The organism is Amycolatopsis alba DSM 44262 (genome assembly GCF_000384215.1).
Taxonomy (GTDB): Bacteria; Actinomycetota; Actinomycetes; order Mycobacteriales; family Pseudonocardiaceae; genus Amycolatopsis; species Amycolatopsis alba.
Map to the genome: position 1 here is coordinate 9,075,021 of NZ_KB913032.1, position 16,043 is coordinate 9,091,063.

Consider the following 16,043-nt stretch of genomic DNA (forward strand, 5'->3'; position numbering starts at 1 on the left):
GGGTATGCAAAGCGTGCGCGAGATCGAACAGTGGCCGGTGGACAACGCCGCCACGGCCGTGGTGACCGCCGCCGGTGACGTGCTGGGCACGTACGGCGACCCGACGAAGGTGTACCGGCTGGCGTCGGTGACCAAACCGCTCACGGCCTACGCCGCGCTGATCGCCATCGAAGAGGGCGTCGTCGAACTCGACACCCCCGCCGGGCCGGAGGGCTCCACGATCCGGCATCTGCTCGCGCACACCTCGGGCCTGGCCTTCACCGAGCACAAGCCGATGGCCGCGCCGGGCAACCGCCGCCTGTACTCCAACGCCGGGTTCGAACAGCTCGCCGACGCGCTCACCGAACATTCCGGAATCCCCTTCGCCGACTACCAGGCGGAGGCGCTCTTCCAGCCGCTGGGCATGAAGTCGACCAAGCTGACCGGTTCCCCCGCCTCGGGCGCGGAGTCCACTGTGGACGATCTGGTCGCGTTCGCCGCCGAGCTGCAGGCACCGAAGCTCATCGCCGCCGAGACGGTGCGCGAGGCGACCTCCGTGGTGTTCCCCGGACTGTCCGGTGTCCTGCCCGGCTTCGGCCACCAGAAGCCGAACGACTGGGGCCTCGGTTTCGAGATCCGCGACCACAAGAGTCCACATTGGACCGGCTCGTCGAGCTCGCCGCGGACCTTCGGCCACTTCGGGCAGTCCGGCACGTTCCTCTGGGTCGATCCCGACGCCGGTGCCGCCTGCGTCGCGCTCACCGACCGGGCTTTCGGCCCGTGGGCGGCCGAGGTGTGGCCGCCCTACACCGACGCGGTGCTCGCCGAACTGCGCGGCGTCACTCCATGACCCGGATCGGGGAACCTGCCTGGAAGGCCGCGATGTCCTCGACCGCGTCGCGGTAGAAGATCTCGTAGGTCTCCCTGGTGACGTAGCCGATGTGCGGGGTGAGCACGACGTTGTCCAGCGTCCGCAGCGGATGCTCCGCCGGTAGCGGCTCGACGTCGTAGACATCCAGCGCGGCGACCGCGATCTCCTTGCGGCGTAAGGAATCCACCAGGGCGGCTTCGTCGACGATGGGGCCGCGCGAGGTGTTGACCAGCATCGCCGTGGGCTTCATCGCGGCGAGTTCGGGCGCGCCGACCAGCCCCCGGCTGCGGTCGCTGAGCACCAGGTGGACCGAAAGGACGTCCGCGCGGGCGAACAGTTCGTCCTTCGACACCGCCGCCACGCCGTGGGGTTCGGCCTTCTCCCTGGTCAGGTTCTGGCTCCAGGCGATGGTCTCCATACCGAACGCCTGGCCGATCCTGGCCGCGCCCGCGCCGAGCCTGCCGAGTCCCAGCAGTCCGAGGGTCTTGCCGGACAGGATCGTGCCGACCGTCGTCTGCCAGCCGCCCTCGCGCATGTTCTTCGACTCCACCGGCACGTTCCGCGCGGCGGCGAGGATCAGCGCCCAGGTGTGCTCGGCCGCCGGGGCCGCGATGTACCCGGTGGAGGAGACGACCACGCCGTTGCGCCGGGCGGCGGCCACGTCGATCGCGGCGTTGCGGTGCCCGGTGCTCACCAGCAGCTTGAGCGAAGGCAGCCTGTCGAGGACCTCGGCGGGGAAGCGGGTGCGCTCGCGCATCGCGACCACGACGTCGAAGTCCCGCAGGCGGGCCACCACGTCGGCGGGGTCCTCGAACGGCTTCGTGAACACCTCGACCTCGGCACCGAGAGAGTCCCAGTCGGCGTAGTCGAGTGCGACGTTCTGGTAGTCGTCAAGAACTGCGATCTTCATGGGCCCAGGCTAGGGTTCGGACCCTGGAACCGCACAGGGTGCCGACGGGGAGGAAGGCATGGACGTGGACGAGGGCAAGATCCTGGCCTGGACCGAGGCCGAGCGGCTGAGCGTCGCGGACCTGCTCGACGACCTCGACGAGCAGGACTGGCCGGCGGCCACACTGTGTCCGAAATGGACGGTCCACCAACTGGCCGCCCACCTGGCGCTGTCGCCCAGGACCGGCCTCAAGGACACCATCATCGGCGCCATCAAGGCCAGGGGCGACTGGGACCGGATGACCGCCGACCAGGCGATCGAGCACGCCACCCGGTTCTCCCCCGCCGAACTCGTCGCCCAGATCCGCGAGGACGCGGGGTCGGCCCACCGTTCCCCCGGCGCCAAGCCGATCGACCCGCTCGCCGACGTCCTCATCCACGGCCAGGACATCGTCCGCCCGCTGGGCCGCACCCGGCCGATGCCGGAACAGCCGGCGATCGCGGCGATCGACCACATCCTCGCGAGCCCGTTCTGGGGCGCGCGCAAACGCTGCAAGGGCGTGACGATGATCGCCACGGACGCCGGCTGGACCGGCGGCACGGGCCCCGACGAGGTGCGCGGCCCGCTCGCCGACCTGCTCCTCGCGGCGACCGGCCGGGGCGCGGGCCTGGCCGCGCTCACCGGGCCGGGCGCGAAGCGGATCGGCGCCCACTGCAACCCGCCGGTCGAGGTCTAGCGCGGGACGAACACGTCGACCCGCACCAGGTGGTGGTCCGAAGCGTCGTTGAGCCGGGCCAGCGGTGAATCGGGCAGCGGCCAGAAGACCTCGGCGCGCCAGGGGAACAGGCCCTTGGACGGCAGGACGTAGTCGATCCGCAGGTTCCCCGGCGCGTTGTCGTTGAAGTCGCCGGTGTCGAAGTACGGGTCGCCCTTCTGGCCGATATTGGCGCCTGCCTGGTCCTGAGCCGCCCGTACGCCGCCTTCGCTGCCCGGACGCGTCTCGATGACGCGAGGCGCGTTCAGCAGGCGTGAGATCGCGCCTGGGACGCTGTCGCCGTCGAGCGGGTCGGAGTTGTGGTCTCCGGCGATGACGAACTTCTCGTGCGCGCCCAGCCCGCCGCGGCGGCCGCGGTCGTCGCGGATGTAGCGGTTTTTGCCGGGGGTCACGTAATCCGCCCAGAAGCGGATCTCGTCGTTGTTGCGGGTGCCGTTGCGGTCTTCGGGGCCGTCGAAGGTGGGCGGCGTCGGGTGCGCGGCCAGGAAGTGCACGGTCGAGCGGCCGACGCGGATCGGGAGGTCCCAGTGGGACTTCGACGACAGGCGCAGCACGTCGAGCGCCTGCGGCGAGTACCAGTCGTTCGGCGCCGGGGTGGCCGGGTCGTCCGGGAGCAGCGCGCCCGGCATGTCCTTCCAGAGGAACTTCTGGAAGGTCCGCGCGCGCTGGGTGTCGATCGGGTACTTGGACAGCACGAGCATGCCGTACTGGCCCTCGAAGAGGCCGAAGCCGTGCGCGTCGTTGCCGCCGCCGACCTGGCCGTTGCGGTCGAGGTCGAAGCCGGTCGCGACGCCGGTGTTCGACGGCGCGGTGAAGGCGTACGGGTAGTCGATCGGCGCGGCGCCGTTCTGGCCGCGTTTCAGGTAGTTCTCGCGGAACAGGTCCGCGGCGCGGTTGCCCGGCACGTAGTCGAACTCGTTGATCAGCAGCACGTCGGGCCGGTTGCGCTGGATCACCTCGGCGACCTCGTTCGCCTGCGCGTTGCCCGGCTGCGACAGGTCGGTCACCAGCTGACCGGCGGCTCCGCGGTTGAGCGAAGCGTTGTACGTCGCGAAGCGGACGTTCTGCCCGACGGTGGCTTCCGCCGGGGCGGCGGCCGGCAGCGTCCCGGCCAGCAAAGCGCCCGAGGTGAGCACGGCGGCGATGCGTTTCACGGTCTACCTCCCAGAGTCGGTGCGACCTTACGCAGCCGGATGGCCGCACGGGTGAGCTTCAGGTGAACAGCACCACTTGAACGCGTTCAAAATCTGGGCTACGGTACTTCTTGAACACGTTCAAAAGGAGGCCCCATGCAACCCGTAGTCATGGCCTACGCGCTCTACCTGGCCATCACCGTCCCCCTGACCGTCCTGGTCGCCCGCACGCTGAGCAGGCACGGCAAGACGTTCCTGGAGGACGTCTTCCAGGACAAGCAAGCGCTGGCGCATTCGGTCAACCAACTGCTCGTCGTCGGGTTCTACCTGGTCAGCCTGGGTTTCGTGACCCTGTTCCTGACCAGCAACGACACCGTCCTCGACGCGCGCGACGTCTTCGAGATGCTGTCGGTCAAGGTCGGCACCGTGGCGCTCGTGCTCGGCGTGATGCACGTCGGGAACGTGCTGGTGTTCAACGGGATCCGGCGCAAGCACCTCAACCAGGCGACCGCGCGGCCCGTGCCCGTGCCGCAGCCCTATCCGGGCAACCCGGCGCCCGCTCCGCACCCGGCGCCCTGACCGGATAACGTGCAGTGGTGGCGAAGAGTGAGGAAACCAGGTCGCTGATCGTGGCGACCGCGTTGCGGCTGTTCGCGGAGAACGGCTACGACCGCACGACCATGCGGGCCATCGCGGGCGAGGCGGGCGTGTCGGTCGGGAACGCCTACTACTACTTCGCCTCGAAAGACCAGCTGATCCAGGGTTTCTACGACGAGATCGCCAAAGGGCACCTGACGATGGCGCGCCAGGCGATCGAAGGTGAGCAGGATTTCAGCGCGCGGCTCAAGACCGTCCTGCTCACCTGGCTCGACGTCGCCGAGCCGTACCACCGCTTCGGCACCCAGCTCTTCGTCAACGCCGCAGACCCGGAATCGCCGCTGAGCCCGTTCAGCGAGGAGTCGGCGCCCGCGCGGGAGTCCTCCGTCGGCCTGATGCGCGACGTCATCGAGGGCTCCGACGCCAAACTCGACCCGGACCTGCGCGACGAACTGCCCGATCTGCTGTGGCTGTACCAGATGGGGGTCGTGCTGTTCTGGGTCCACGATCGCTCTCGCGGCCAGAAACGCAGCCGCGTGCTGGTGGAGCGGACGGTACCGCTGATCGCGCGGCTGGTGGGGCTTTCGCGGCTGCGGGTGCTGCGGCCGGTCAGCCGGGAGATCGTCTCGCTGATCCGGGACCTCTCGAAGCGGGACGACACCCCAGAGCGCGTTTAGTCGCCTAACGCGCTCGGGGTACGTGGTGCGGTCTGGCGGCAGAGGGGGTCGTGAGTGACAAATCGCGTTCTGACGACACTTGTATTTGCTTACCCGCTGGGCGTGGAGGATTCAGGACGTTGAACGTCCTGAATCCTCCCCCGTCAGGTTGTCTGCCACAGGCAGGTCAGGCGTAGGTACGCAAATACGTGTCCGCTCTAACGACACTTGCCACTCACGACACACTCGGCCGACGCCTCACCCGCCCATGTCGCGAAAGCCACTTTCGGGACATCAGACGTCGCGAAAGTGGCTTTCGCGACACCCGGACCAAGCGGCGGAGACCGCAAGCAGGTGACTAGTCCCGGACGGTTTTGAAGTACAGGAACCGCGGCTTCGTCCGCAGCGTCATGTACCAGCGCGGGTCGGCCTCGGCGATCGTCTCCTCCGGCATCGGCTCCACCAGCCTGTCGACGGCGAACCCGGCGTCCCGCACCGCGCCGAACGTCCAGCTCAGCGGCCGCCGGTAGAACTGCACCTTCTGCTTGTACTCCCCCAGCGGGAACTCGTCGTCGAGCAGTTCCAGCTGGAAGTAGTTGTCCTTCTCGAACCAGCGCCAGTCCTCGCCGGGATGGTGCACCGAGAACACCAGCAGCCCGCCCGGTTTCAGCACCCGCCGGAACTCCGCCAGCGCCGGCGCCCACTCCTTCAGGTAATGCAGCACCAGTGACGCCGTGATGACGTCGATCGAAGCGTCCTCGAGGAACGTCAGCGGCCGCGAAACATCGGCCGTCTCGAACTTCGCGACGTCCCCGAACTTGTCGTGAGCGACGGCGACCATGCCCGCGCTGGCGTCGACGCCCAGGACGTCCGCGCCCCTCGCCGCGAGCAGCGCGCTCAGATGACCGGCCGCGCAGCCGACGTCCAGCACCCGCTTGCCCGCCACGTCCCCGGCCAGTTCGACGATGGCGGGGCGGTCGTAATGGGCGTTCGTGCTGCTGGTCTCGGCGTGCGCCGCGTAGAGCCGGGCGAAACCGTCGTACTGGGCGGCGCGCGCCCGTTCGATGATCTCGTCGATCACCTCGGTTTTGGCGTCGGCGTAGTTCTGGATGTACTCCCAGGTGCGCGACGCCAGTTCGCGCTTCTTGGCCTCGTACAGCTTCCGCTCGTCCTCGTGCGCGATCAGGCGCTCGCGGAAGAGGCGATAGCGCTCGGTCTGGCCGTTGTCCGGCGAGTAGACGTGCAGATTGATGTTGGTGTCCGGGCCTTTGAAGCTTCGGTGCTTCTCCCACTCCGGCTCGCGGATGACGAGTTTGTAGCCCTCGGCCTCCAACTGCGGCACGTAGGTGTCTTCGTCGTTCGAATCGGCGACGATCAGCATGATGTCGATGATCGGTTTCGCGCAGAGCCCCGGCACCGATGTGGAGCCGACGTGCTCCAGGACCAGCGCGCGTTCCCCCAGGATTCCCCTGATGCGCTTGGCTTCCCTGTCGAACAGCCGCGGCCACTCCGGATCGTATTCGGCCAGGGTGACGGTGGAATTCAGCACCGGAGCCTGACCGACCCAAGCGCTGTTGATGTCGTCTTCGGTGTAGTCGTCTCGATCGGGTTTAGGCATGGATCCCCCTGGTTTCGACTTCTAGGCAGTCGACCAGATTATCGAATCCGAGCGATCTTGTCAGCGAATCGGCAAAGAAAGGATCCTGCCGGTCGCCTCGCGCAGCGCGTCCCGCATCTCGGCCCGTGGCGCCGGCTGCCCGGTGAAGTACTCGGACTGCCCGAAAGCCTGATGCAGCAACATGTCCAATCCGGTGGCCAGCCGCCCGCCCCGGTCGGCGACGGCTTCGGCGAGCGCGGTCGGCCAGGGGTGGTAGATGACGTCGAGGACGCAGCCGATCCCGGCGAGCTCCGTCAGATGTGGCCGGACGGCGTCCGGGGGCACGGTGTTCACCAGGACCGCCGAATCCGCGGCGATCTTCCCGAAGTCGACCTCCGCCCAGCTCAGGACCTCGACGTCGAGCCCGGCCCGCTGAGCCGCCTCGACCGTTTCCGTGGCCCGTGCGGGGTCCCGCACGACGAGACGGACCGTCCGCACACCGAGCGCGGCCAGCCCGACGACCGCCGCCGCGGCGGTCCCGCCCGCACCGAGCACGACGGCCGCGTCGTCCGCACCGGGCGAGTACTCCCCCGCGATCCGCAACGCCTCGGTGACGCCGTCGACGTCGGTGCAGTCGGCCAGCCAGCCGGTTTCCCGGCGCACCAGCGTGTTCGCCGCGCCGACGGCGGCCGCGCGCGGCGTGACCTCGTCGGCGTACTCCAGCGCCGCCCGTTTCCCCGGCATGGTCACCGAGAACCCGGTCCACTCCGGACCGAGACCGTCGACGAAGGCGGGCAGTCCCGGACCGTCCATCTCGACGCGTTCATAAGTCCAGCCGTCCAGGCCCAGCGCGCGGAAGGCGGCGCCGTGCAGCACAGGCGAGAGGGAGTGTTCGACCGGTTTCCCGAGGATCGCGGCCTTGCGCTTAGTAGACACCGCGCCTCTGTGCGTCCAATTTGGCCTTGTTGTGCTCGTCGTTCGTCACCGTGAAGCAGGAGAGTCCGCTCTTCTCGCATTTGACGAAGAACAGCCAGTCCCCCGCCGCCGGCTTCAGCGCGGCCTGGATCGCCTCCGCGCTCGGGACCGCGATCGGCGTCGGGGTCAGGCCGACCGACTTGTAGGTGTTGTAGACGCCCGCTTTTTCCCGTTCCTCGGGTTTGGTCAGCAGGGTCGGCCGGTCGAGGACGTAGTTGACCGTCGAGTCCATCTCGAGCCGCATCTTCTCGTCGAGCCGGTTGTAGATGACCCGCGAGATCTTCCCGAAGTCGGCCTTCACCGCCTCGCGTTCGATGATCGACGCGATGACGAGCGTCTCGTACGGCGTCTTGCCCTCGCCCTTCGACTGGTCGCTCAGCCCGGCGTTGAGGATGCGATCCGCCGACGTCTTCACGACGTTGGTGAGCAGTTCCTCCGCCGTCCAGCCGGGCTTGACGTTGAAGATGCCAGGGGCGATGAGCCCTTCGAGCCGCCGGTCCTTGTGCTCGGCCTTCGTGGCGGACTCGACGGCCCACGACGGGACGCCCAGCTTCGCCAGATCCGCGTTCTCGATCGTCTTCCGCAGTTCCTCGACCGGGATGCAGGTGCTCGTGCCGTTCAGATCCGCGCAGGAAGCCTTGGACAGCAACGTGTACACCCCTGGCGTCTTTTTGCCGTCGGGCTGGGTGATGTCGTGGAACTGGGTGTACGGCCTGATCTCGACCTGGCCGACCTTCGACGCGGGGGCGGTCATCTTCTCGACCGCGCTGGCACCGGACATCTTCGTCTTCATGACGTAGTAGCCCTGCTGGAGCCGCGAGACGGCGGTGTTGTCATCGCCCGCCTTGACGAACGCCTTGCCGCTGGCGACCACTCCGGCCGCCTGGAGCCGGTTGCCGATCGCCGACGTCGAGTCGCCCTTCTGCACCTCGACGAGGACGTCGCTCTCGCCGGAACCTTCGTAGTCGTCGTAGCCGAAGATCTCGGTGAAGCCGTAGTAGGCGCCGCCGGCGAGCAGGACGAGCACGGTCAGCGCGGCGATCCAGCCCAGCGCGCGCTTCTTCTTGCGCTTCTTGGGCGGCGGCCCCTGGCGTTCCGGGCGTTCGTCCTCGATGCGCTCGGGCTCGGCGCGGTCTTCGTCCTCGAAGCCCTGCTCGTCTTCGTAATCCTCGTAGTCGTCGTACTCGTCATAGTCGTCGTACGCGTCTTCGCCGAAGATCTCGTCGTATTCCTCTTCGCTGCCCTGAGGCGGCGGAGCAGGAGCCGCGCCGGGGCGCCGGGCGATCGGCGCTTCCCGAACCGCGGGGATGATGTCGGTCGGCCGCTCGTCCGGGAGCGGGCCGTCGTCCTCGCGGCGACGGCGGCGGCCGGGACGGGGTGGCTCTTCCTGGGCGTAGGCGGGCATGCCAAGACCCTGGTCACCCGGCTGGGGGGACCGTCGCTGCGGGGCGGGCGGTGCCGGTGGCGGCGGTGCGGCCGCGGGTTCCGTGGCCCGCCGGTGCGGGGCCGGACGCTGCGCACGGGGTGGCGGCTCCTCGACGGCCCGCCGGGCGCGCGGAGGCGGCTCTTCCGGCGACCGACGCGCGCGGGGCGGCGGTTCGCCGGCCGCACGCCGCACGGGCGGGGCCTCCGGGGGGTCCTGACGGATGTGCCGCCGTCCCGTCGGCTGGGGTTCGGGCCTGCGACGGGGCGGGGTCGGCGGCGGGCTGGCCTCTTCAGGCTCCCGCAACCGTCGTCTACCGCCCTGACGGCGTTCGGGCCTGCCGTGGGGCTCGGTCATGTGTCGCCCTTCCGTGCGCGATGTGCCGCTACCGCGTCGATCCACGCCTGCAGGATCTCGACCGCGGCCGCCTGGTCGACGACAGCACGTTGCTTACGTCCCTTCACCCCACGCTGCGACAGCATCCTGGATGCCGTCACCGTGGTCAACCGCTCGTCGGCCAGCCGCACCGGCACCGGAGCGATCCTGGCCGCGACCTTTTCGGCGTAGTCCAACGCCGCCTCGGCCGCCGGACCATGACGGTCCTTGAGCGTCCGAGGCAGGCCGACGACCACTTCGACCACGTCGTGTTCTGTGACGAGTTCTACGAGCTGGTCGACGTCCTTGTCGCCAGTCGCGTCGCGAGTGAGGGTAACGAGCGGGCTGGCGAGGATGGGGTCGGGATCGCTCAGTGCGATCCCGACCCGGACGGATCCGACATCCACGCCAAGCCGCCTGCCGCGCCCCGGATCGGTCTCCCCAGGCCGATCCGGACGCCGCTGAGGGGCGTCGTCAGCCAACTTCGGCGACCGCCGCGCGCAGTGAGGCGATGGCCTGCTCCGCCCCCGCGGGGTTGGTGCCACCGCCCTGGGCCATGTCCGGCTTGCCGCCGCCACGGCCGCCGATCGCCTCGGCGAAGGACGGGACGAGCTTGCCCGCCGCGATGCCCTTCTCCTGCGCCGCCTTGGTGGTGGCGACGACGAAGGCGACCTTCTCGCCCTGCGGGGCGAACAGCGCGACGATGCCGGGACGGGTGCCGAGCCTGCCGCGGATGTCCGAAGCCAGCGCGCGCAGGCCGTTCGAGTCGACGCCCTCGCCGAGCTTCTCCGCGACGACCGCGATCCCGCCGATGTCCTCGGCCTTGTCCGCGAGCGAGCCCGCCGAGCCGAGCACCTGCTGGGTGCGCAGCTGCTCGATCTCCTTCTCGGCGTTCTTGAGCCGGGTGAGCACGTCGTCGATCCGCGACGGCAGCTGCTCCGACGGCACCTTGAAGGTGCTCGCGAGCTGCGAGACGAGCAGCTGCTCCTTGCGGACGTACTTGAGCGCGTCCGTGCCGACCAGCGCCTCGACGCGGTGCACGCCGGAACCGATGGACGAGTCGCCCACCAGCTTCACCAGGCCGAGCTGGCCGATGCGGTCGACGTGGGTGCCACCGCACAGCTCGCGGGAGTACTCGCCCATGTCGACGACGCGGACGTCGTTGCCGTACTTCTCGCCGAACAGCGCGACCGCGCCCAGTTCGAGGGCCTTGTCCTTCGTGGTGACGAAGGTGTTCACCTCGACGTTGGTCTGGAGGTAGTCGTTGACCTCCTCCTCGACCTCGGTCAACACGTCGGACGAGACCCCGCCGGAGGTGGTGAAGTCGAAGCGCATGCGGCCCGGCGAGTTCAGCGAACCGGCCTGCGCCGCGCGCTTGCCGTACGCGCCGCGCACGGCGGCGTGGACCAGGTGCGTCGCGGAGTGCGACCGCTCGATCGACAGGCGGCGGTGCTGGTCGACCGAACCGGTCAGCGCGCTGCCGACGCCGACCTCGCCGTCGACGACCTCGACGCGGTGCACGAACAGGCCGGGCACGATCTTCTGCACGTCGTGGACCTTGAGCTCGACGCCGTCGCCGAGCAGCACGCCGGTGTCGGCGACCTGGCCACCGCTTTCGGCGTAGAACGGCGTGCGGTCCAGGACCAGCTCCGCCTTCTTGCCCGCGCCGACGCTGCGCACCGGGACGCCGTCTTCCAGCAGCGCGACGACCTTCGCTTCGGCCTGCAGGTCGCTGTAGCCGAGGAACTCGGTCTCGCCGCTCTGCTCGAGCACCTTGCGGTACTCGGACAGGTCGCCGTGACCGGTCTTGCGCGACGCCGCGTCGGCCTTCGCGCGCTGCCGCTGCTCGTTCATGAGCGTGCGGAAGCCCTCTTCGTCGACGGTCAGGCCCTGCTCGGACGCCATCTCGAGAGTCAGGTCGATCGGGAAGCCGTAGGTGTCGTGCAGCTGGAACGCCTTGTCGCCTGCCAGCAGCGAGCCACCCTCGCGCTTGGTCTCCTCGGCCGCGAGGTCGAAGATGCGCGAACCGCTGGTGAGCGTGGAGAGGAAGGCCTCCTCCTCGACGCGGACGACGTCCTCGATGCGGTCGAAACCGGCGACCAGTTCGGGGTACGTCGGGCCCATGGTGTCGCGGACGACCGCCGCGAAGGCGGGCAGCACCGGCTCGTGCACGCCGAGCAGGCGCGCGGAGCGGACGATGCGGCGCAGCAGGCGGCGCAGCACGTAACCGCGGCCGTCGTTGCCCGGCGTGACGCCGTCACCGATGAGCAGCACGCCGGTGCGGGCGTGGTCGGCGATGACGCGGAAGCGGACGTCGTCGGTGTGGTCGGAGCCGTAGCGCCGGCCGGAGAACTCCTCGGCGCGGCCGATCACCGGGCGGACGAGGTCGGTCTCGTAGACGTTCTCGACGCCCTGCAGGATCGTCGCGACCCGCTCGACACCCATGCCGGTGTCGATGTTCTTCTTCGGCAACTCACCGATCGGCTTGTGGCCGTGCTTCGGGCTCTTCTCGCCCCGCACGTCCTGCATGAAGACGAGGTTCCAGATCTCGATGTAGCGGTCCTCGTCGGCGACCGGGCCGCCCTCGCGGCCGTAGTCGGGGCCGCGGTCGTAATAGATCTCCGAGCACGGGCCACCGGGACCGGGTACGCCCATGTCCCAGTAGTTGTCCTTGCCGTCACGGGACTGGATGCGCTCGCCGGGCAGGCCGGTGAGCTTCTTCCACAGGCCCGCGGCCTCGGAGTCGTCCTCGTAGACGGTCGCCCAGATGCGTGCCGGGTCGAGGCCGTAGCCGCCTTCGCTCTGGGACTTGGTGATCAGCTCCCAGGCCGCCTCGATGGCGCCTTCCTTGAAGTAGTCGCCGAAGGAGAAGTTCCCGGCCATCTGGAAGAACGTGTTGTGCCGGGTGGTCTTGCCGACCTCGTCGATGTCCGGGGTGCGGACGCATTTCTGCACGCTGGTCGCGCGCGGGTACGGCGGCGGGGCCTCGCCGAGGAAGTACGGCTTGAACTGGACCATGCCTGCGTTGACGAACAGCAGGTTCGGGTCGTCGAGGATCAACGGCGCGCTGGGGACGCGCGTGTGTCCCCTGTTCTCGAAATGGCTCAGAAAACGCTGGGTGATTTCGTGTGTTTCCACGGATTCGTCCTTGGCTGCGGGCTCGCGCGAAAGCGCTGGGAATGCGGACAGGCGGGAACGGCGGAGGGCTGGGACTCTTCTGATCGCGGACGCGACCCGATCAGCCCTCCGCCCGGCGAGCTCGCCGGACCGGGCGGCGCGGCTGTGCCGCGTGCCTGCCCTCGGCCACGGGGGCCGTGCTCAAGCCGGAACGTTCGGACACCATGTCGTGCAACTCCTGTTCCCGTTCGCTCATCCCGGCGCGGACCTCAGCGCCGAACGAGCCGACGGCGCCCGCGAGTTCCCGCACGGCGTCGCCCAGGTTCGAGGCTAACCCCGCGGGCGTGGCCTGGCGAGCGGTTTCCGTCGCTTTGCGTGACAGGGCGACGCCGGCGACCACGCCGACGCCCAGCCAGAACAGGCGCTTCATTTGCGGCCCCGCTTCTTCGCCGGGCGAGCGGCCTTCGCTTCCGCCTTCTTGCGGCGGGCCTTGATGGCCTTGCTGATCCCGTACGACAGCGCGGCCGTCTTGACGAGCGGTCCGCCGAGGGTCGCGGTGAACACCGACGACAGCGCGGACACGTTGCCCGAGACCGCCTGCGCGTTGGCGGTGATGCCGTCGACCCGCTCCAGCTGCGTGTTGACGTGCGTGATCGTCTCGTTCGCGCCGATCAGCAGCGGGTCGGTGTTCTCATGCGCCTTGCGGATGGCGATCGTGGCCTCGTCCAGGGTCCGGCCGAGCTTGAACAGCACGATCGCCAGCAGCACGACGAGTACGACGAATGCTCCTGCGGCGATCAGCGCGGCGATCTGCCCTGCCGACACGGGCCCTCCTCAAGGGTCTGCGGTCTTGGTGCCCGTGAGGCTACCGTCCCACTGCCCGTTCGACGGTGTCACCCCGCCGGACCGTCACTCAGCGCAGTGAGGCGGGGCGGGGAGCGTCGCGAACGATGTTCGCCGCGCATACGACCTGTTCGGTTCTTGTGCCGTTCACCTTGCTGGGTAAAAGTCGCCCGCATGCCTGAACTGTCACGCCGTACGTTGCTGGGCGCCACCGGCGCCGCGGCCGCCACCACCCTTCTCCCGCCGTCCGTGCACGCCGCCATGGCCGAACCCATGCGCCGCGGCGGACTCGACGCCATCGAGCACGTGATCGTGCTGATGCAGGAGAACCGGTCGTTCGACCACTACTACGGCAACCTGCGCGGCGTCCGGGGCTTCGCCGACACCCATCCGCTCGAACTGCCGTCCGGGCGATCGGTGTTCGAGCAGCCGAATCCCGCCGGCGGCACGGTGCTGCCGTTCTCGGTGCGGAAGGCGGCCGAGCTCGCGGGCCGGAACGCCGACGACATCCAGTACCTCGGCGACCTCGACCACAGCTGGAACGGCAGCGGCAAGGCGTGGGCGCGCGGCTGGAACAACGGCTGGATCGGGGCGAAGACCCCGGCGACCATGACATACTACGAGCGCCGCGACATCGCGCTGCAGTACGAACTCGCGGACACCTTCACCATCTGCGACGCCTACCACTGCTCGATCTTCGGCTCGACCAACCCGAACCGGAACTTCCTCTGGACCGGGACCACCGGTTTCGAACCGGGCAGCACGACGAACCGCGCGGTCTCGAACGCGGCGTACTCCTACGACCACGCGGGCTACGACTGGACGACGTACCCGGAGCGGCTCGAAACGGCCGGGGTGCCGTGGCAGATCTATCAGGAGTGGGACAACTTCACCGACAACGCGGTCGAGTACTTCGTGCCCTTCAAGAAGGTCGGCACGAAGATCCTCGCTTCGGTCGAGCAGAAGTTCCGCACCACCGAGGAGTTCTACGACGAGCTGCTCAAGAAGACCCCCGAGGAGCGCACGAAGCTGCTCGCGCAGTTCGACGCCGGGGTCGCGAAGCTGACGCCCGCCGAGCGGAACCTGTTCAAGAAGGCCATGTACCGCAGCGAGCCGGAGACGCTGGTGACCCGGCTGAAGGCGGACATCCAGGCGCGGCGGCTGCCCGCGGTGAGCTGGCTGGTGCCGTCCGCGAAGGACTCCGAGCACCCCGGCGCGTCCACTCCGGTCGGCAGCGCGAACCTGATCTACCGCGTGCTCGACGCCCTCGCGTCCGACCGCGAGACCTGGTCGAAAACGGTGCTGCTGATCAACTTCGACGAGAACGACGGCTACTTCGACCACGTCCCGCCGCCGATGCCGCCGGGGAACGCGGCGAACGACGCGGACCACTTCAACGGCCAGCCGCTCGGGTTCGGCCCGCGGGTGCCGATGACGGTCGTCTCGCCGTGGTCGATCGGCGGCAACGTCGATTCCACCGTGTACGACCACACCTCGGTGCTGCGGTTCCTGGAGCGCTGGACCGGGATCGCCGAGCCGAACATCAGCAAGTGGCGGCGGACCGTCGCGGGCGACCTCACCGGTGCCTTCGACTTCTCGCGCGGCGGCCGCCAGCCCCGTGTGAACCGGCCCGGTCCGGTGCCCGCGCCGATCAGCCGCTGGCGGCCGTCCGCCCCGGCGGAGCAGAGCCTGCCGGTGGCCGAACCCGGCAACCGCCCGTCGCGGCCGCTGCCGTACCAGGTCTCGGTGTCCGGCGCGGTGGACAAATCCGGGAACCTGGCGCTCTCGCTGGCCAACAGCGGCTCGTCGTCGGCGCATTTCGCGCTGTACCCGTACAAGGGCGAGTTCCCCGAGCCCGCGCACCGCGACGTCCGCGGTGAGGCGCCGGAGGTCGTGCGGCTGCCTGGTGACGACTACCGCGTCGTCGTCCAGGGGCCGAACCGGTCGTGGTGGGAACTGCGCGGGAACCGTCGCGGGGCGGCCGCGGGCGTCGACGTCCGGACGCGGTTCCTGACGTGGCGTTCGGGCGTCGAGTTCAAGCTGTCCAACTCGGGCACTTCCGCGCTGACGCTGCGGCTATCGTCCTCGCGGTTCACGCGGGTGGTGCGGGTCGGGGCCGGACGTTCGGTCACGGTGGACTGGCCGGTCTCGGGCGGCTGGTACGACGTGAAGGTGACCGCGGACGGGGATCCGTCGTTCCTGCGGACGCTGACCGCGCGGGTCGAGAACGGACGGTCCGGCGTCTCCTGCTGACTGGCTGAATGTCCGTGAAGGCCTCCTTCCCTACTCTCAAGGTAGGGAAGGAGGCCTTCATGTACTTATGGTCGCTCGCTCGCCGGCGTGTCGGCTTCGGACGTTGCGAAAGCCACTTTCGCAACCTTCACCGTTGCGAAAGTGGCTTTCGCAACGCGCCAACCCACCAGAGCGCGCCTTACCCGTACTCAAACCGGTTGCATGTGGAGCGCGACTGTTCTTAGCGTCACGTATGGCCGTCACCTTGCAGGGGCTTTGTTTCGCCGCGCATGACCCACAAGGGCTCGCGCGGTTCTGGGACGGGCTGCTCGGCCGGGAAATCGATGACACCGGTTTCCGGCTGTGTTTCGTCCGGAACGACGAACCGAAGACCCGCCAGAACCAGATGCATTTCGACCTGACGAGCGAGCCCCTCGACGACCAGCGGCGGACCGTCGCGAGAGCGCTCGAACTCGGCGGCAGGCATATCGACATCGGCCAGTCCCCCGAGGAAGAGCACGTGGTGCTCACCGACCCCGAGGGCAACGAGTTTTCTGTCGTAGTGCTTGGCTAGCCTCCGC

At 69.0% G+C, this 16,043-nt stretch carries 15 protein-coding genes; 6 read left to right on the forward strand and 9 right to left on the reverse strand.

The window, feature by feature from the left end; translation table 11 throughout:
- The first annotated feature begins 4 nt into the window (after nt 1-4).
- Nucleotides 5-829 (forward strand): serine hydrolase domain-containing protein, encoded by an 825-nt coding sequence (locus AMYAL_RS0141725; protein ID WP_020637260.1) that lies wholly within the window; start codon nt 5-7, stop codon nt 827-829.
- Here the strand turns inward: AMYAL_RS0141725 and AMYAL_RS0141730 are convergent.
- The gene (locus tag AMYAL_RS0141730; RefSeq protein ID WP_020637261.1) at nt 819-1,760 is read right to left on the reverse strand and encodes a D-2-hydroxyacid dehydrogenase family protein; all 942 of its coding nucleotides are present in this window, start codon (nt 1,758-1,760) and stop codon (nt 819-821) included. The genes AMYAL_RS0141725 and AMYAL_RS0141730 overlap by 11 nt on opposite strands.
- 58 nt (nt 1,761-1,818) lie before the next feature.
- Here AMYAL_RS0141730 and AMYAL_RS0141735 point away from each other — a divergent pair, with 58 nt between their 5' ends.
- Nucleotides 1,819-2,475: a maleylpyruvate isomerase family mycothiol-dependent enzyme gene (locus tag AMYAL_RS0141735; protein WP_020637262.1), complete on the forward strand. Its 657-nt coding sequence runs from the start codon at nt 1,819-1,821 to the stop codon at nt 2,473-2,475.
- On the opposite strand, the gene AMYAL_RS0141740 is transcribed toward AMYAL_RS0141735, so the two are convergent.
- Nucleotides 2,472-3,668 carry an endonuclease/exonuclease/phosphatase family protein gene (locus AMYAL_RS0141740; RefSeq protein WP_020637263.1) on the reverse strand — a complete coding sequence of 399 codons (1,197 nt, stop codon included), beginning with the start codon at nt 3,666-3,668 and terminating at the stop codon, nt 2,472-2,474. The two genes, AMYAL_RS0141735 and AMYAL_RS0141740, sit on opposite strands and share 4 nt — an antisense overlap.
- Before the next feature lie 135 nt (nt 3,669-3,803).
- On the opposite strand from AMYAL_RS0141740, the gene AMYAL_RS0141745 reads away from it, so the two are divergent.
- Together AMYAL_RS0141745 and AMYAL_RS0141750 are read left to right on the forward strand one after the other, a co-directional pair.
- A complete protein-coding gene (locus AMYAL_RS0141745; protein WP_026467888.1) occupies nt 3,804-4,226 on the forward strand; it encodes a hypothetical protein in 423 nt (140 codons plus the stop codon).
- Between the two features lie 17 nt (nt 4,227-4,243).
- A complete protein-coding gene (locus AMYAL_RS0141750; RefSeq protein ID WP_026467889.1) occupies nt 4,244-4,921 on the forward strand; it encodes a TetR/AcrR family transcriptional regulator in 678 nt (225 codons plus the stop codon).
- Nucleotides 4,922-5,258: 337 nt separating this feature from the next.
- Here AMYAL_RS0141750 and AMYAL_RS0141755 read toward each other — a convergent pair whose 3' ends face one another.
- From AMYAL_RS0141755 to AMYAL_RS0141785, 7 genes are all read right to left on the reverse strand, one after another.
- Nucleotides 5,259-6,518 (reverse strand): GrpB family protein, encoded by a 1,260-nt coding sequence (locus AMYAL_RS0141755; protein ID WP_020637266.1) that lies wholly within the window; start codon nt 6,516-6,518, stop codon nt 5,259-5,261.
- A gap of 60 nt (nt 6,519-6,578) precedes the next feature.
- Nucleotides 6,579-7,409 (reverse strand): shikimate dehydrogenase, encoded by an 831-nt coding sequence (locus AMYAL_RS0141760; protein WP_026467890.1) that lies wholly within the window; start codon nt 7,407-7,409, stop codon nt 6,579-6,581.
- A gap of 13 nt (nt 7,410-7,422) precedes the next feature.
- On the reverse strand, nt 7,423-8,877 hold the full coding sequence (gene mltG / locus AMYAL_RS0141765; RefSeq protein ID WP_020637268.1) for an endolytic transglycosylase MltG: 1,455 nt from the start codon (nt 8,875-8,877) through the stop codon (nt 7,423-7,425).
- 371 nt (nt 8,878-9,248) lie between these two features.
- Nucleotides 9,249-9,677, reverse strand: coding sequence for a Holliday junction resolvase RuvX (gene ruvX, locus AMYAL_RS0141770; protein ID WP_020637269.1), 429 nt, complete (start codon nt 9,675-9,677; stop codon nt 9,249-9,251).
- Between the two features lie 67 nt (nt 9,678-9,744).
- Nucleotides 9,745-12,408, reverse strand: coding sequence for an alanine--tRNA ligase (gene alaS / locus AMYAL_RS0141775; protein WP_020637270.1), 2,664 nt, complete (start codon nt 12,406-12,408; stop codon nt 9,745-9,747).
- A 100-nt stretch (nt 12,409-12,508) separates the two neighbouring features.
- A complete protein-coding gene (locus AMYAL_RS0141780) occupies nt 12,509-12,817 on the reverse strand; it encodes a hypothetical protein (protein ID WP_020637271.1) in 309 nt (102 codons plus the stop codon).
- Nucleotides 12,814-13,212, reverse strand: a complete 399-nt coding sequence (locus AMYAL_RS0141785) for a DUF948 domain-containing protein (protein ID WP_020637272.1) — start codon at nt 13,210-13,212, stop codon at nt 12,814-12,816. Before AMYAL_RS0141785 ends, AMYAL_RS0141780 begins: the two co-directional genes overlap by 4 nt.
- 192 nt (nt 13,213-13,404) lie before the next feature.
- On the opposite strand from AMYAL_RS0141785, the gene AMYAL_RS0141790 reads away from it, so the two are divergent.
- Nucleotides 13,405-15,483, forward strand: a complete 2,079-nt coding sequence (locus AMYAL_RS0141790; protein WP_020637273.1) for a phosphocholine-specific phospholipase C — start codon at nt 13,405-13,407, stop codon at nt 15,481-15,483.
- 232 nt (nt 15,484-15,715) lie between these two features.
- On the forward strand, nt 15,716-16,036 hold the full coding sequence (locus AMYAL_RS47465) for a VOC family protein (protein ID WP_020637274.1): 321 nt from the start codon (nt 15,716-15,718) through the stop codon (nt 16,034-16,036).
- Nucleotides 16,037-16,043: the final 7 nt, after the last annotated feature.